Origin of the sequence: uncultured Enterococcus sp. (genome assembly GCF_913775425.1) — a bacterium.
Taxonomy (GTDB): Bacteria; Bacillota; Bacilli; order Lactobacillales; family Enterococcaceae; genus Enterococcus_G.
On the sequence record NZ_CAJYIS010000089.1, the window covers coordinates 1 to 15,239 of the forward strand.

16 protein-coding genes are annotated in these 15,239 nt (G+C 39.9%); 3 read left to right on the plus strand and 13 right to left on the minus strand.

All coding sequences use genetic code 11. The features are described 5' to 3' along the window. The 9 genes from QZ413_RS10045 to QZ413_RS10085 form a co-directional block, all read right to left on the minus strand. Nucleotides 1-1,100, minus strand: a 1,100-nt coding sequence (locus tag QZ413_RS10045) for a CTP synthase (RefSeq protein ID WP_297079848.1), incomplete at its 3' end; no start/stop codon positions are given. A gap of 185 nt (nt 1,101-1,285) precedes the next feature. Next, nucleotides 1,286-1,828 (minus strand): TIGR01440 family protein, encoded by a 543-nt coding sequence (locus QZ413_RS10050; RefSeq protein WP_297079849.1) that lies wholly within the window; start codon nt 1,826-1,828, stop codon nt 1,286-1,288. Then, on the minus strand, nt 1,821-2,285 hold the full coding sequence (locus tag QZ413_RS10055; RefSeq protein WP_297079910.1) for an ECF transporter S component: 465 nt from the start codon (nt 2,283-2,285) through the stop codon (nt 1,821-1,823). The genes QZ413_RS10050 and QZ413_RS10055 overlap by 8 nt, the downstream gene beginning before the upstream one ends. A gap of 32 nt (nt 2,286-2,317) precedes the next feature. Then, nucleotides 2,318-3,109 carry a hydroxymethylpyrimidine/phosphomethylpyrimidine kinase gene (locus QZ413_RS10060; protein ID WP_297079850.1) on the minus strand — a complete coding sequence of 264 codons (792 nt, stop codon included), beginning with the start codon at nt 3,107-3,109 and terminating at the stop codon, nt 2,318-2,320. 88 nt (nt 3,110-3,197) lie between these two features. Next, nucleotides 3,198-4,538 carry a type I glutamate--ammonia ligase gene (glnA, locus tag QZ413_RS10065; protein ID WP_297079852.1) on the minus strand — a complete coding sequence of 447 codons (1,341 nt, stop codon included), beginning with the start codon at nt 4,536-4,538 and terminating at the stop codon, nt 3,198-3,200. A gap of 25 nt (nt 4,539-4,563) precedes the next feature. Further along, complete coding sequence (locus QZ413_RS10070) at nt 4,564-4,956, minus strand: MerR family transcriptional regulator (RefSeq protein WP_297079854.1); 393 nt, start codon at nt 4,954-4,956, stop codon at nt 4,564-4,566. Between the two features lie 64 nt (nt 4,957-5,020). Next, entirely contained in the window at nt 5,021-6,265 is a 1,245-nt protein-coding gene (gene hflX / locus QZ413_RS10075; RefSeq protein ID WP_297079856.1) for a GTPase HflX, read from the minus strand. Continuing rightward, the gene (gene miaA, locus QZ413_RS10080) at nt 6,262-7,191 is read right to left on the minus strand and encodes a tRNA (adenosine(37)-N6)-dimethylallyltransferase MiaA (RefSeq protein WP_297079858.1); all 930 of its coding nucleotides are present in this window, start codon (nt 7,189-7,191) and stop codon (nt 6,262-6,264) included. The genes hflX and miaA overlap by 4 nt, the downstream gene beginning before the upstream one ends. A gap of 77 nt (nt 7,192-7,268) precedes the next feature. Continuing rightward, on the minus strand, nt 7,269-7,787 hold the full coding sequence (locus QZ413_RS10085) for a hypothetical protein (RefSeq protein ID WP_297079860.1): 519 nt from the start codon (nt 7,785-7,787) through the stop codon (nt 7,269-7,271). Between the two features lie 174 nt (nt 7,788-7,961). On the opposite strand from QZ413_RS10085, the gene clpP reads away from it, so the two are divergent. After that, nucleotides 7,962-8,546, plus strand: a complete 585-nt coding sequence (gene clpP / locus QZ413_RS10090) for an ATP-dependent Clp endopeptidase proteolytic subunit ClpP (protein WP_297079863.1) — start codon at nt 7,962-7,964, stop codon at nt 8,544-8,546. A 165-nt stretch (nt 8,547-8,711) separates the two neighbouring features. Here clpP and QZ413_RS10095 read toward each other — a convergent pair whose 3' ends face one another. From QZ413_RS10095 to QZ413_RS10105, 3 genes are read right to left on the minus strand one after another with little or no spacing between them, the layout of a single operon-like run. Then, nucleotides 8,712-9,194, minus strand: coding sequence for a gamma carbonic anhydrase family protein (locus QZ413_RS10095; protein ID WP_297079865.1), 483 nt, complete (start codon nt 9,192-9,194; stop codon nt 8,712-8,714). A 16-nt stretch (nt 9,195-9,210) separates the two neighbouring features. Further along, complete coding sequence (locus QZ413_RS10100) at nt 9,211-10,962, minus strand: ABC transporter ATP-binding protein (RefSeq protein WP_297079867.1); 1,752 nt, start codon at nt 10,960-10,962, stop codon at nt 9,211-9,213. Next, nucleotides 10,959-12,692 (minus strand): ABC transporter ATP-binding protein, encoded by a 1,734-nt coding sequence (locus tag QZ413_RS10105; protein WP_297079869.1) that lies wholly within the window; start codon nt 12,690-12,692, stop codon nt 10,959-10,961. The genes QZ413_RS10100 and QZ413_RS10105 overlap by 4 nt, the downstream gene beginning before the upstream one ends. A 336-nt stretch (nt 12,693-13,028) precedes the next feature. Between QZ413_RS10105 and QZ413_RS10110 the strand changes: the two genes are divergently transcribed. Together QZ413_RS10110 and QZ413_RS10115 are read left to right on the plus strand one after the other, a co-directional pair. Further along, a complete protein-coding gene (locus QZ413_RS10110) occupies nt 13,029-13,241 on the plus strand; it encodes a DNA-directed RNA polymerase subunit epsilon (RefSeq protein ID WP_297079870.1) in 213 nt (70 codons plus the stop codon). Nucleotide 13,242: 1 nt separating this feature from the next. Next, nucleotides 13,243-14,928: a ribonuclease J1 gene (locus QZ413_RS10115; protein ID WP_297079872.1), complete on the plus strand. Its 1,686-nt coding sequence runs from the start codon at nt 13,243-13,245 to the stop codon at nt 14,926-14,928. Between the two features lie 49 nt (nt 14,929-14,977). Here the strand turns inward: QZ413_RS10115 and QZ413_RS10120 are convergent, their stop codons facing one another. Then, nucleotides 14,978-15,178 (minus strand): cold-shock protein, encoded by a 201-nt coding sequence (locus tag QZ413_RS10120; protein WP_297079874.1) that lies wholly within the window; start codon nt 15,176-15,178, stop codon nt 14,978-14,980. Between the last annotated feature and the right edge of the window lie 61 nt (nt 15,179-15,239).

Sequence of the window (15,239 nt, forward strand, 5' to 3'; positions counted from 1 at the left end):
GTTGCTTCAAGCTTCCATTCGATCCCACGATCGCCAAATCCACCAGGAACTAAGATCCCATCGACACCACCTAACGCTGCATCGATATTTTCTGGTGTTAAATCTTGTGCTTTGATCCATTTTAGATCGATGTCCGCATCATACGCAAACCCAGCATGTTTTAATGATTCGACTACTGAAAGATACGCATCTTGTAATTCAACGTATTTCCCAACTAAACCGATCGTCACTTTTTTGCTTAAGTTTTGTACTTTATGTTCCAATTCGCGCCATTCGGTCATATCTGCTTCTGGTGCATCCAATTTCAAATGATCACAGACGATTTGGTCCATTTTTTGTGCTTGCAAGTTTAATGGAATAGAATATAAGGTTTCCACGTCACGTGATTCAATCACTGCTTCTGGTGATACATCACAAAATTGAGCCAATTTATTCTTGATATCTTGAGAAACTGGTTCTTCTGAACGCACGACTAAGATATTTGGTTGAATCCCTAATCCACGTAATTCTTTTACGCTGTGTTGCGTTGGTTTAGTTTTCATTTCGCCTGCGGCTTTTAAGATTGGCAATAGAGTTGTGTGGATATACATGACATTATCAGAACCGACATCAGCTTTCATTTGACGCAAAGCTTCTAAAAATGGCAATGACTCGATATCTCCTACTGTTCCACCAACTTCCGTAATGATCACATCAGAATCTGTCATAGTAGCAGCACGCATGATTTTTTCTTTGATTTCGTTTGTGATGTGTGGAATCACTTGGACAGTTGCACCTAAGTATTCTCCCTTACGCTCTTTACGTAATACTTCAGAATAAATTTTACCTGTAGTCACGTTTGAATATTTGTTCAAATTGATGTCAATAAACCGCTCGTAGTGACCAAGGTCTAAGTCCGTTTCCGCGCCATCATCTGTTACAAAAACTTCTCCATGTTGATATGGACTCATCGTTCCTGGATCCACATTGATGTATGGATCAAATTTTTGGATCGTTACTTTTAAGCCACGATTTTTTAACAAACGACCTAAAGATGCTGCTACGATCCCTTTACCGATTGAAGAAACCACTCCACCAGTTACAAAAATATATTTTGTCATAAATTGAAAAACTCCTTTGTCTCTATATTTCGCAGGTGAAAGCGATAAAAATAAAAGATCGCTCCCTATTCGTTTGATGGAATAGGGAGCGATGTACTATCGAACTTTCTGACTCTTTCAAAGAGTGCCCAAACAGTATATTACCTTCTCACCGACCAAAAGTCAATTTAAAAGTTTTTAATTTTTTAGGCGTAATGTGCTCGCGGACCGCCGATGTATTTAGGACGACTTGTCAATGCCGTCACGTGGGCTGAACCGATTGTTTTAATAGACGGACGAAATGGTACTTGTACGTGTTTGACGTGCATCCCGATTGCCGTATCGCCAATATCGATACCCGCTTTCGCAACCACATGTTCGACTTCAACTGGATGTGTAAATTGCTCAAATGCCGCAACAGAGCACGCCCCTCCAGCATGTAATTGTGGCACGACTGAGACGATACTCAACTCATGTGCTTCGGCGTATTCTTCTTCGACAACTAACGCACGATTTAAATGCTCACATCCTTGAACGGCTAGAAAAATGCCTTTTGGTTTTAACACTGCTAAAATGGCTTCAATGATCCATTCGCCGACTTCTTTACTCGAGTGCTTTCCAATCACACCTCCAGTTACTTCACTAGTAGAACAGCCCAATACAAATAGATTCCCTGCAGTTAGTGAACCTGCTTGAAGTACTTCTTCAACTAAAGTTGTCACGTTTTTTGTTACTTCTAATTTATCCATTTTTATGCTCCTTTTTTGAATAACTGTACGCAAATGCACGTGATAACACCTTTAACAAAGGTAAACCGAGCACGATACCGACTATACTTTGGATTACATTACCTAAAAGTGACGCGACTCCAGCCGCACTTCCGTATAAAATAGTCGTTGCTAAAGCATAGCCTACGATCAAAATCACTGCACCGCAAGCTAAGCCGATTACTTGATAGCTTGTATTCTTTTGCATAAAACGCCCGACCACATACCCTTGCAGGCCATGAATGATGACTGAAAATAAGATCCATTGTGGATATCCGGAAAATAAATCGATCAATCCACCACTCAATCCGCCAACAATCAAACCAGCTTGCGGACCAAATAATAAGGCGACTGCATAAATTCCGGCATCTGATAAATTCACAAATCCTCCAGTAGCTGGAATAGGAATAATGAAAAATAATGAAATGACGACGATCATGGCGCTCAGTAACGCATAACGTGTAAGTTGTCTCACTCTAAGTTGCCCCCTTTAGGCCAAATACTGGCAAATTGTGGTGTTACAAATACTTGATTTAAAATACTAGTTGTCACAAACTGTTTCGCATCGTGCACAGCTTTTTCTAAGGAATGACCTACTGCTAAATTTGCCGCAATCGCACTGGCAAATGTACACCCGGAACCATTAACGATCTGCTTTACTTGAATGGTCTCGCTAAATTTGATCAATTCATGTTTTGTTGCTAGATAATCGATCGCTTCTTCTTGTGAAAAACGTAAACCACCTTTAACACAAAATGAAGTATCGTACTGTTCAACCAAATGCGTGGCCAATTTGGATAAAGCATGTTGCGTTTGTGGAAATGGACTGTTTACGAGCGTCACAGCTTCAGCTACATTAGGTGTACAAACCGTACTAAATGGACTTAATTGTTCCATCAAATAGGTACTCAACGATCCATTACTCCGTTCGTCAGTTTCTTTTAAGGCAAATACTGGATCGAGTACGACATGCGCTTCTACATGGTGCGCTAAAAATGCGCGAACGGATTGAACTTGTGCTTTAGAAACAAGCAAACCGATCTTAATGGCGTCAAATTGGACTTCATTTAAAGAAGCAAGTTGCGCTTGAAACAACTGATCGTCAAGTGCTTTAATACTAAATCGTTGATCGACATTTGTAACAATCGAAGTCAACACGCTCATACCAAATACTTGATACGCATGATACGTCGCCAAATCCGCCTGGATACCACCACCAGCGTAAGGATCAGATCCACCAATCGTTAACACTTTTACAGGCATTGACTCACTCCTTTACGTTTTTAGCTATCATAACGGAAATTCAAATAAAAAAAAACAACCAATTGGTTGTTTTTTTCTCCATCCAATTTTAAAATAATTCCAAATACTGATCGCGTTCCCACTGTGACACACTTTGGCGAAATGCTGCCCACTCCATCTGCTTCGCACTAACAAAGTTAGCATAAATGTGTGAACCTAGCGCATCGATGATGACGCGGTCACTTGCCAATGCTCGCAATGCACTATTTAATGTGGCTGGCAGATCAAAAATATTCATTTTTGATCGTTCTTTCGCATTCATGACGTAAATATTACGATCCACCGGTGCTGGCGGCGTCATTTGATGGAAAATCCCGTCCAATCCTGCTTGCAATAGTGTCGCAATCGCTAAATATGGATTGGCCGATGGATCAACGGAACGGACTTCTAGTCGTGTCGAAATCCCTCGTGAAGCAGGTACACGAACTAGCGGTGAACGATTCCGACTAGACCATGCAATATAGACGGGAGCTTCAAAGCCTGGCATCAAACGTTTATACGAATTGACTGTTGGATTACAAATCGCCGTATATGCTGCTGCATGTTCCAATAATCCAGCTAAAAAGTGATATGCGGTTTGGCTTAATCCATCTTTTGTCGTTTCATCATAAAAAGCATTTTGCCCCTCTTTAAATAGCGACAAGTTGCAATGCATACCAGAGCCACTGATTCCAAAAACCGGTTTTGGCATAAAGGTCGCATGTAACCCATGTTGTCTAGCAATCGTTTTGACCACCAATTTAAAGGTTTGAATATTGTCACACGCCTCAATGGCATCCGCATATTTAAAATCGATCTCATGTTGTCCTGGTGCCACTTCATGATGTGAGGCTTCGACTTCAAAGCCGAGACGTTCTAATTCAAGGACGATATCACGACGGCAATTTTCTCCCAGATCAGTGGGTGCAAAATCAAAATATCCACCATGATCGTTTAATTCAGTTGTCACTTCACCATTTTGTGCCAATTGAAATAAGAAAAATTCAGGTTCAGGTCCTAAATTAAAGGCACTAAACCCCATTTCTTGCATTTGTTGTAAGACACGCTTTAGATTCCCACGTGGATCTCCTGCAAAAGGTGTTCCATCAGGATTATAAATATCGCAAATTAAACGAGCGACTTTTCCATGCTCGCTCTCCCAAGGAAAAACCAACCAGCTGTTTAGATCTGGATAGAGATACATATCGCTTTCTTCAATACGAACAAATCCTTCAATGGAAGAACCATCAAACATCATTTTATTTTGTAAGACTTTATCTACTTGCGAAACCGGAACTTCGACATTTTTGATCGTACCCATGATATCCGTGAACATCAGACGAAGAAATCGGACGTTTTCTTCTTGGATAGATTGTTTGATACTTGTTGCGGTGTGTACTTGCTTTGACATGCTAGCCATCCTTTACTTTCTTGTTTTACCGTTTTGGTCCACGCTGTAGATAAGGGTTTTGCTGATTTAAGCCACCAGATAACCCACCTTGAGATAAGATTTCATCGTAAAAAATCCGACGAACATCGTTATCTGTTAGCGATTTTTTATGTTTGATTGCTTCTTCTTCTTCTTTTTTCATTTCATAGACACGTTTGATTCCAGCCATATTTAAGCCATCTGATAAATAGTCTTTGATCTCAAGTAATACATCGATATCATTTAACGAATACATGCGACGATTGCCTTCGCTTCTTTCAGGATGAATCAATTCTTGCTCTTCATAATAACGAATTTGACGAGCGGTTAAATCTGTTAATTTCATAACGGTCCCAATCGGAAAAACCGACATCGAACGTCGAAGTTCTTTTTCGCGCATTATCCGCACTTCCTTTCTCTAACTGTCTTTCTAGTTCAAACTATATCAATTGTTGAAAACAGTGTCAAGATTCCATGTCAGAATAACTAACATCAGAACGATTTTCAGGAGCAACAAAGCCTTTTATCTGGTATTGGCCTAACGTTTCATCATATTCTTTGGCAACCACTAATGTTTGTCGTTCTAATAGCGCAATGCGATAGGCTTCTTGATCCGTTAGATTTAACGCGTAAGGTTCGAATTGTTCCATAATCACTTGCTTCACTCCACGAGCCACTTGTACTGTACTCGATTCGTCACGAGCAGAGACCAAGACATTCGGGAATAAGGTCGGCACAAATTGTGCAAGATCAAGTTTATCTGCTTTATTATAGACAGTTAAAACCGGAATATGCGCTAAATCCAACTCCTTCATCAGATTCACGACAGTCTTTTCTTGAATTTGTCGATCTTCAGCTGATGCATCTACGACATGAAGCAACAGATCCATCTCGCGACTTTCCTCTAAAGTCGAATGAAAGGCATCGATCAATTGTGTTGGCAGATCTTGCATAAACCCAACGGTATCTGTCAATGTGACCATCAAACCTTCTGGCAAGCGCCACTTTTTAGTTAAGGGGTCTAGCGTAGCAAACAATTGATCTTTTTCAAATGTCTTAGCATCGGTCAGTCGATTTAGTAATGTAGATTTCCCAGCATTGGTATAGCCAATCAATCCAACTTGGATTTGATGACTTTGGCGACGTTTTTCGCGCGTTCGTTCGCGATGAGCTGCTAATTCCTTTAACTCTCGTTTGACTTTCGTCATACGATTGCGGATATGACGACGATCTGTTTCTAACTTCGTTTCTCCAGGACCTCTAGTTCCAATCCCAGCACCTAGACGGGACATCGCAGCCCCTTGACCTACCAGACGAGGCAGCAAATAATTCAACTGCGCCAATTCGACTTGTAATTTTCCTTCTTTAGAGCGCGCGCGCAAGGCAAAAATATCTAAAATCAATTGCACACGATCAATCACTAATACTCCTAATCGATCAGATAGTGTTTGATGTTGTCTAGGGGTAAGTTCGTGATTAAAGATCACAACATCGATTTCTTGTGCATCTACTGCTAAAGCGATCTCAGCAAGTTTGCCTTTCCCTACGATCGTTTGACGATTTACGACAGGTCGTTTTTGTTGCAAAATATCGACTACTTCCCCGTGTGCTGCTTGGACTAATTGGTTCATCTCTGCAAGCGACGAATCAAATGTTCGATAATTTTCTTCTGTTTCGACACCAATGATCAAGACACGTTCTTCTTTCATATCGTTTCCTCCAGCCAATTCTTTAGTTCATCTAACAATTTGTCATACTCTTGTGGATGTGTCACCAAATCAAACCAATGTGCGGACAGCCGGTTACGAAACCACGTCAATTGACGTTTAGCGTATCTTCTAGAAGCCAGTTGGATCGATTCGATCGTTTCAGTTAGACTTTGTTGTCCATCAAAATAAGGTAAAAACTCTTTATAACCGATCCCTTGCCAAGCGTGGGCTTCTCTTTGTGCTAGCAAACTACGAGCTTCTTCTTCTAAACCTTGTTTGATCATCCACTCCACTCGTTGATTGATTCGTTCATACAAGACATCCCGCTCAGTTGTCAATCCAATCAAATAATAATCATATAGCGCTTGTGGTTTTTGAGTAGGCGTCAAGATACTTTTGCCAGTTACTAAAAATACCTCTAGTGCGCGCAACACTTTTCGTGTATTGTTCACATGAATCGCATCAGCAGCTAATGGATCACAAGCAGCCAATCGTTGCCAAAGTTCTTCTTTCGAACAAGTACGTTCTAATTGAGCCAATTCTTGCTTGATTTGTACTTGTTCAGGTGTGACCTCCCCCTCATTTCCTAGCTTAAAATCGTATAAGAGCGCTTGAATATAAAGACCTGTACCCCCAACGACGATTGGGAGTTTACCTTTTTGGGTGATTTCTGTAATTTTTTGCCGTGCGTGTTGTTGAAATTCAGCGACCGAATAACGTTCGCTCCACTCACAAATATCGATCAAATAATGTGGCACTCCATCCATTTCTTCTGGTGTTACTTTAGCTGTCCCAATATCTAATTTACGATATACTTGCATCGAATCGCCACTAATGATTTCACCATTTAACGCTCGTGCTAGTTGAATACTAAGTGCTGTTTTTCCGACGGCTGTCGGACCAGCGATCACTATAACTTTCTCCACATGCTTCTTCCTTTTCTCGTTTTTAGAAACGAATAAAGCTGATCTGCACATGTACAGATCAGCCTTAAACGAATCGACTATAATGGTTTTGAAAAATACGTATACGGTTGATCCGTCATTTGTTGTACTTGATTTTTTCGTTCGTAGATCATTTCTTTGATCTCATCAGAAAAACTTTCCATCAACATTCGGCCACCTTTAAATGCATATCCACCATATTGAACGGTTTCTTCAGGCGATAATACAACTTTACGCGTTGCAATCTTTTTGAAAAATTCTTCAACAAAATAATTTGGTAAATAAAAACTGTTTTGTGCTGTAAATGACTGCAAGTAAATATAATCATCAACTGAAATATAGCAATCGTCAAACGCATCAAAACTAAGATATTTATCCATCATTACCATACGTTTTTCTAAAATCTCATTGATTTTTTTATTTAATAAGACTAATGTTTCGATTTCGCGAATTCGATGGTCAAGCTCGCGTTGACGTTTTTCTTTACGCTCATCGTAACGGATTCGTAAATTAAAGGTAAATGTGACGATCCCTGCACCTACGAACACGCCGATAATTCCCATAATAAAAGCTATCATCTACAAATCCTCCTCAACTTCTCTTCTTATTCTAGCATTTTTTTAGGAATTTGACACGAAGTTTACGCAGGTTTTTTCATTTGACCTTTATTGACCTTGTGTGTATACTTACTCTTAGGTTTTCACCCTAATTTGTGTTAAACTAATTTCATTCTATTAAAGGAGGATTTTTCAATGAATTTAATCCCTACAGTTATTGAACAATCATCAAGAGGCGAACGCGCTTATGACATTTACTCACGTCTATTAAAAGACCGAATCATCATGTTAAGTGGACAAGTAACAGATGACTTAGCCAACTCTATTATTTCACAGTTACTATTTTTAGATGCACAAGATTCTGAAAAAGACATCTACTTGTATATCAACTCTCCTGGTGGTAGTGTTACCGCAGGCCTTGCGATTTACGATACGATGAACTTTGTAAAAGCAGATGTGCAAACCATTGTAATGGGAATGGCTGCGTCAATGGGGAGCTTCTTATTAACGGCAGGTACAAAAGGCAAACGTTTTGCTTTGCCAAATGCTGAAATTATGATCCACCAACCATTAGGTGGCGCTCAAGGTCAAGCAACTGAGATCGAAATTGCAGCACGCCACATTTTAAAAACACGCGAACGCTTAAACAGCATTTTAGCTGAACGCACAGGCCAACCAATCGAAGTCATTGAAAAAGATACTGACCGCGATAATTTCATGACCGCTACTGAAGCGAAAGAATATGGTCTGATCGATGAAATTTTAGTAAATAAAAAATAAAAAGAGGCTGTGACAGCTGCGCAACTCTAAAACAAGCCGAACCATTTCCGACAATAGGTTCCCCTATTTCAGTAATGATTCGGCTTGTTTTTGAAAGCGTGATTGCGAACACATCATGTATTCCTTTTTTAGGGGGATGACAGAAATCTGTCATCCCCCTCTTTTTTACGTTTGTTTAATATAACGGCCCGATTGAAATTCTTTGGCTAATGTCACATAATGCGCTGTGTTTTCGTGATTTGCCTGAATCTCTTCTTTTGTCAGTGGGCGAATGACTTTTGCTGGACGACCAAATGCGAGTGAATTTTCAGGAATAACGGTCCCTTTTGTCACTAAAGAACCTGCGCCGATCAAGCTATTTTCCCCAATTACAGCACCATCTAAGATGATCGAACTCATCCCAATCAATGCGCCACGTTTGATATGACATCCATGGAGCATGCATTGATGGCCGATCGTGACGTCTTCTTCTACAATTGTAGGCTGATCATATCCGACATGGATAATCGTTCCATCTTGGATATTCGAACGATCTTTGATCACAATTGGTGCCACGTCACCACGAAGTACGCTGTGAAACCATACGCTACTGTGCTCGCCTAACGTCACATCACCTACGACGATCGCTCCTTCTGCAATAAAACTCATTTGATTTCCTCGCTTTCTATTCTTCTGCAAATTGACTATTGTAAAGATTGCTATAAAATCCTCCTTTAGCCAACAAGCTTTCATGAGTTCCTTGTTCGACAATGGACCCTTGATCTAATACTAAAATCAAATCAGCTTCTCGAATCGTTGACAAGCGATGGGCAATCACAAAACTCGTTCTCCCTGTCATGATTTTTTCCATCGCACGTTGGATCAGTTGCTCTAAACGCGTATCGACTGAACTCGTCGCTTCGTCTAAAATCAAGATTTTGGGATCTGCTAAAATCGCTCTAGCAATCGTGAGCAATTGTTTTTGGCCTAAAGAAACATTTTCTCCTTCAGCGTTGATGACCATTTCATAGCCATTTGGCATCGTACGAATAAAATGATCGACATTGGCTGCCTTGGCCGCGTCTACAATTTCATAATCGGATGCATCAAGACGGCCAAAACGAATGTTATCTGCAATTGTCCCTTCATACAACCAAGCATCTTGTAAGACCATTCCAAATTGTTGTCTGACAGCTTGCCTTGAAACAGTCTTCGTATCGACACCATCGATCTTGATTGCACCTGAGTCAACATCATAAAAACGCATCAATAAATTGATCAATGTTGTTTTCCCAGCACCTGTAGGTCCGACGATCGCTACTGTTTGTCCGGCTTTAACCTCTAGATTGAAATGTTTGATCAATGGTTTGTCAGGATGATAGGAAAACGAAACATCTTCAAAACTAACAGCTCCAGTAATTGTTTGAGGCAACTGATTGTCTTCACCAGCTGTAGATTCTTCCACTTCATCTAAAAAGCCAAATACGCGTTTTGACGCTGCCGAAGCACTTTGTAACAATGCAGACAATTGTGTGATATTGCCTAGAGGCTGACTGACTTGCCAAATATATTGGATAAACGCTTGTAATTGTCCGACGACCAATACGCCAGCGATGACATAATACATTCCCAATACTGCCATTACGACATAAGTCAAATAAGAAGTCAGTTGCACAAAAGGCATCATCAAGCCCGAGATTACGGTTGCTTTAAACCCAAATTGCCGTAATTTCCCATTGACTTCATGGAACTCTGTGACTGTTTCTTGTTCACGTCCATACATTTTTAAGACGCTAAAGCCCGTCATATTTTCTTGGACAAAACCATTCATGGATCCTAGCGCATTTTGCATTCGATTGAAATAGACTTGTGATTTTTTAACAATAAATCGCGAAATAAAATACGAAACCGGAATCATAATCAAACTGACGATTGCCATAAAGACATTGATATAAAACATCAACGCTACTGCAAACACAATACTTAAAATCGCTGAAAATATCCCAATCAACGCTTGTTGCATCGCACCACTTAAAGCATCGACGTCGTTGGTCACACGAGATAAGATATCTCCTTGCTTTTGACTATCAAAATAAGACATAGGTAACCGATTGATTTTTTGTTCGATATCATGACGTAAATCTCGCATCGTCGATTGCACGACATTGGTCATCATCACACCGGCTAATAATTGACAAATCCCATAAGAAAAGCCAACAACTAAAATCCAAAATAAGGTTTGTTTGATATAAGCAAAATCGACAGGATTTCCTTTGGTCAAATCTTGAGCGATTTTCGTAGTAGGCAATCCGATCACGTAAGGTAAGATCCCATTAAACGCTGCACTAGCAAACGTCAACAACAAGACGATAAAAAATCGAATCTTGTAAGGCTTTAAATAAGCCGTAATGCGAAAAAGTGCTGTTAATTGTTTCATTTGCGTAATTCCTCCTCGCTTAATTGTGAGGATGCAATATCGTAATAAATCGAACATGAAGCCAATAATTCTTCATGTGTGCCGATACCTACAACATTTCCTTCATTCAAAACGATGATTTGATCTGCTTGACGAATCGTTCCCACACGTTGAGCTACGATCAAGACCGTCGCATCTGTTGTGACTGGTCGTAACGCTTCACGTAAGGCCGCATCTGTTTTATAATCTAATGCTGAAAAACTATCGTCAAAAATATAGATTTCTGGTTGACGAATAACTGCCCGGGCGATCGCCAAACGTTGTTTTTGTCCGCCAGATAGATTCGAGCCACCTTCAGAAATTTTTGTATCGATCCCTTCAGGTAAACGTGAAACAAATTCGGTGGCCTGCGCGATCTCTAACGCACGATAGATTTCGTCGTCAGTAGCATCTGATTTACCGTAACGCAAGTTTTCTGCAATCGTTCCAGTAAACAGTAACGCTTTTTGTGGAATATAGCCGATTTTTTGACGCAAGTAAGCTAAATCATAAGCAGATGTTTCATAGCCATCAATCAAGACTTTCCCATGGGTCGGATCAAAAAAGCGTGGCAATAATTGAATCAATGTCGATTTTCCACTTCCGGTACTGCCGATAAAAGCTACTGTTTGTCCTGGATGTGCGTCAAACGATACATCTCTGATCACTGGCGATTCACTGTCTCCTGGATACGCAAACGTCACGCGTTCAAAAGCGATCTCTCCTTTAGTTGTTGTCTCTTTAATCCCATTTTCAGGACTTTGAATCGTCGGTGTCGCCTGTAGGGCTTCTTCGATTCGGTTAGCAGAAACAGCTGCTCTAGGATACATCATAAACACGGTCGCAAAGAGCATAAATGAAAATAGTGCATGAAAAATATACTCAATAAATGCGATTAGATTTCCGACTTCTAAATCGCCCGCATTGATTTGAATACTTCCTTGCCAAATAATCAAGACCATCACCGTATTAAATAAAAAGAAAAACGCTGGTTGCGTGATTGCCATAATCCGAAATAAACGCTTAGAACTTTGTGTGTATTCTTGATTGATCGCAGCAAATCGCTTTTCTTCAAAAGGTTCATTGACGAACGCACGGATCACACGCAACCCAGATAGTGTCTCACGCAGTGTCGCATTGACTTTATCTAAGTTTTTTTGCTGCTTAACAGATAAAGGATCTGAGATCTTCGCAATGATCACAATCCCAACTAATAAAAAGGGCAATGCTCCAAAAACATACCAGCCCAATGAAGCACTCGTTTTAAAAACAAGTACCAAACTAGAAATAAACATGATCGGTGTAACTAAACCCATTCTTAACGTACTTTGCAAGAACAACATGATTTGATAGGCATCATTGGTCACTCGCGTAATCAATGAGGATACTCCAAAACGCTCGTATTCATAATGTGAATAGGTTTGCGTTTTTTGAAACAATTCATTACGAATATCTGCTGTAATATTGGATGTGATTCTTGCTGTCGAGATTCCTAATCCAATATTCATACATACTCCAACAATCACAATCCCCAACATCCACCAACCCATTTTCTGGACATACGCAAAATCATTTTGTCGTAAACCGACGTCGATCATTTGCGCAAGTAGTGTGGGTAATCCTAATTCGATCAAAATAAACCCAAACGCACAAATGAAGTTCACACCTAACAATCCTTTGTACGCTTTCGTGTAGCGCCACATGACTTTCACTACGAATTCCCTCCTTTATAACAGTTCCTTCTTACTATAGCACAGTCATTTTTGAAAGAAAACTTTGAGCTAGACCAAAGAGTTTAGTTGCTTTCTATACTTATTTTTCTTTTTATGCTAAAATATGGATACGTATAGGATAAACTTATCCTAGTATCCGGTTGAACGAATTTAGCAAACAATATGAAGGCGAAGACAAGGCTTTCTCTTGTTTTAGACATCCGTGTTTAAAACAAGTATCGTGTAAATTCTAGGTCCCTTAGACCTTATTTTGTGTTGACTAAATCACGTCCCCAAATTAAACAACTGCATGACGCAGATAAAGGAGTTCATATTATGATTTATAAAGTTTATTACCAAGAGACAAAAGAAAGAAACCCAAAGAGAGAGCAAACACAAACGCTTTATATCGAAGCAGATTCAGACGTTATCGCACGTCAACTTGTTGAAGAAAATACCCCATACAACATCGAATTCGTACAATTACTAGATGGCAATCATTTAGAATACGAAAAAGAAAACACTGATTTCCAACTTAAGGAGTTTTAAAATGAAAGTCTCACTAAAAAATAATGAGACTGGCGTATTTGGTATCGGTGGACTAGGTGAGATTGGGAAGAACTGCTATGGGGTTCAATTTCAAGATGAAATTATCATTATCGATGCAGGGATCAAATTTCCAGAAGACGAGCTTCTAGGAATCGATTATGTTATTTCGGATTATAGTTATATCGTACAAAATATCCAAAAAGTAAAAGGATTGGTGATCACTCACGGTCATGAAGATCATATCGGTGGAATCCCTTTTCTATTACGTCAAGCCAATATCCCGATTTATGCTGGGCCACTTGCTTTGGCTTTGATCACCAATAAATTAGACGAACATGGCTTGTTGCGTGATGCAACGTTACACGAGATCAATGAAGATACTGTGATTCGTTTTAGAAAAACTTCAGTTAGTTTCTTTAGAACGACACATAGTATTCCTGACGCTTTAGGTGTCGTTGTCAAAACACCTTCTGGAAATATCGTCGCAACAGGTGACTTTAAATTCGATTTTACACCTGTGGGCGAGCCAGCAAACTTGCACAAAATGGCGCGTATCGGTGAAGAAGGCGTGTTGTGTTTACTTTCAGATAGTACCAATGCTGAGATTCCAACCTTTACAAAATCTGAAAAAACAATCGGTTCTTCGATCATCAAGATTTTTGAAAAAGTTGAAGGTCGTATTATCTTTGCCAGTTTTGCCTCGAATATCTTTCGCTTGCAACAAGCTGCTGATGCGGCCGTTGCGACAGGCCGTAAAATCGCTGTCTTTGGTCGTAGTATGGAAAATGCTATCGTCAATGGGCAACGTTTAGGCTATATCAATGTCCCTAAAGGCACGTTTGTTGATGCACACGAACTCAATCGTTTACCTGCAAATGAAACGATGATCCTTTGTACCGGATCTCAAGGTGAACCAATGGCTGCACTTAGTCGTATCGCCAATGGTACGCATCGTCAGATCCAAATTCATCCAGATGATACGGTCATCTTTTCAAGTTCACCTATTCCTGGAAATACAACAAGTGTGAATCATTTGATCAACTTATTGCTTGAATCAGGAGCACATGTGATCCATGGAAAGCTAAACAACATCCATACTTCAGGTCACGGTGGTCAAGAAGAGCAAAAATTGATGTTGCGCTTAATGAAACCTAAATTCTTTATGCCCGTTCATGGAGAATTTAGAATGTTAAAAATCCACACCAAGTTAGCCCAAGCAACTGGTGTCCCAAAAGAAAATTGTTTTATTATGGAAAATGGCGACATGCTTGCTTTGACGGCAGATAGTGCACGCCTTGCTGGTCACTTTAACGCAAGCGATGTTTATGTCGATGGAAATGGTATCGGAGATATCGGAAATGTTGTGTTACGCGATCGCCGCATCCTCTCTGAAGAAGGATTGGTTTTAGCCGTTGCAACTGTCGATATTGCGAAAAAAGAAATTTTAGCTGGACCTGAAATTTTATCTCGTGGATTTGTCTATATGCGTGAATCAGGTGAAATGATCAATGAAGGCCAAACGATTTTATTCCGCGCTCTACGTGAAGCGCTACGTCAAGCTGATTGCACAGAGCATAAATTAAAAGAAGCGATGGCTTCGGCATTACAACCGTTCTTATTTGAACAGACCGAACGTCATCCAATGATCCTAGGGATGATTATGACCCCAGACGAATTAAAAGCATAATTAAAAAAGCTCATTTCAATAATGAAATGAGCTTTTTTGCTACAATGATCTATGCTTTAGTAACATTTGCTGCTTGAGGACCACGATCTGATTCTTCAACGTCAAATGTTACAGTTTGACCTTCTTCAAGTGTTTTAAATCCATCGCTTTGGATTGCTGAAAAGTGAACGAATACATCGCTACCGTCTTCACGCGTAATAAAACCAAAACCTTTTTCTGCATTAAACCATTTTACTGTACCTTGTTCCATGTAAATAACCTCCTCATGCAAAAGCATAAAATTAGCGTAAATTGCTCGTGTAAGACAGAGG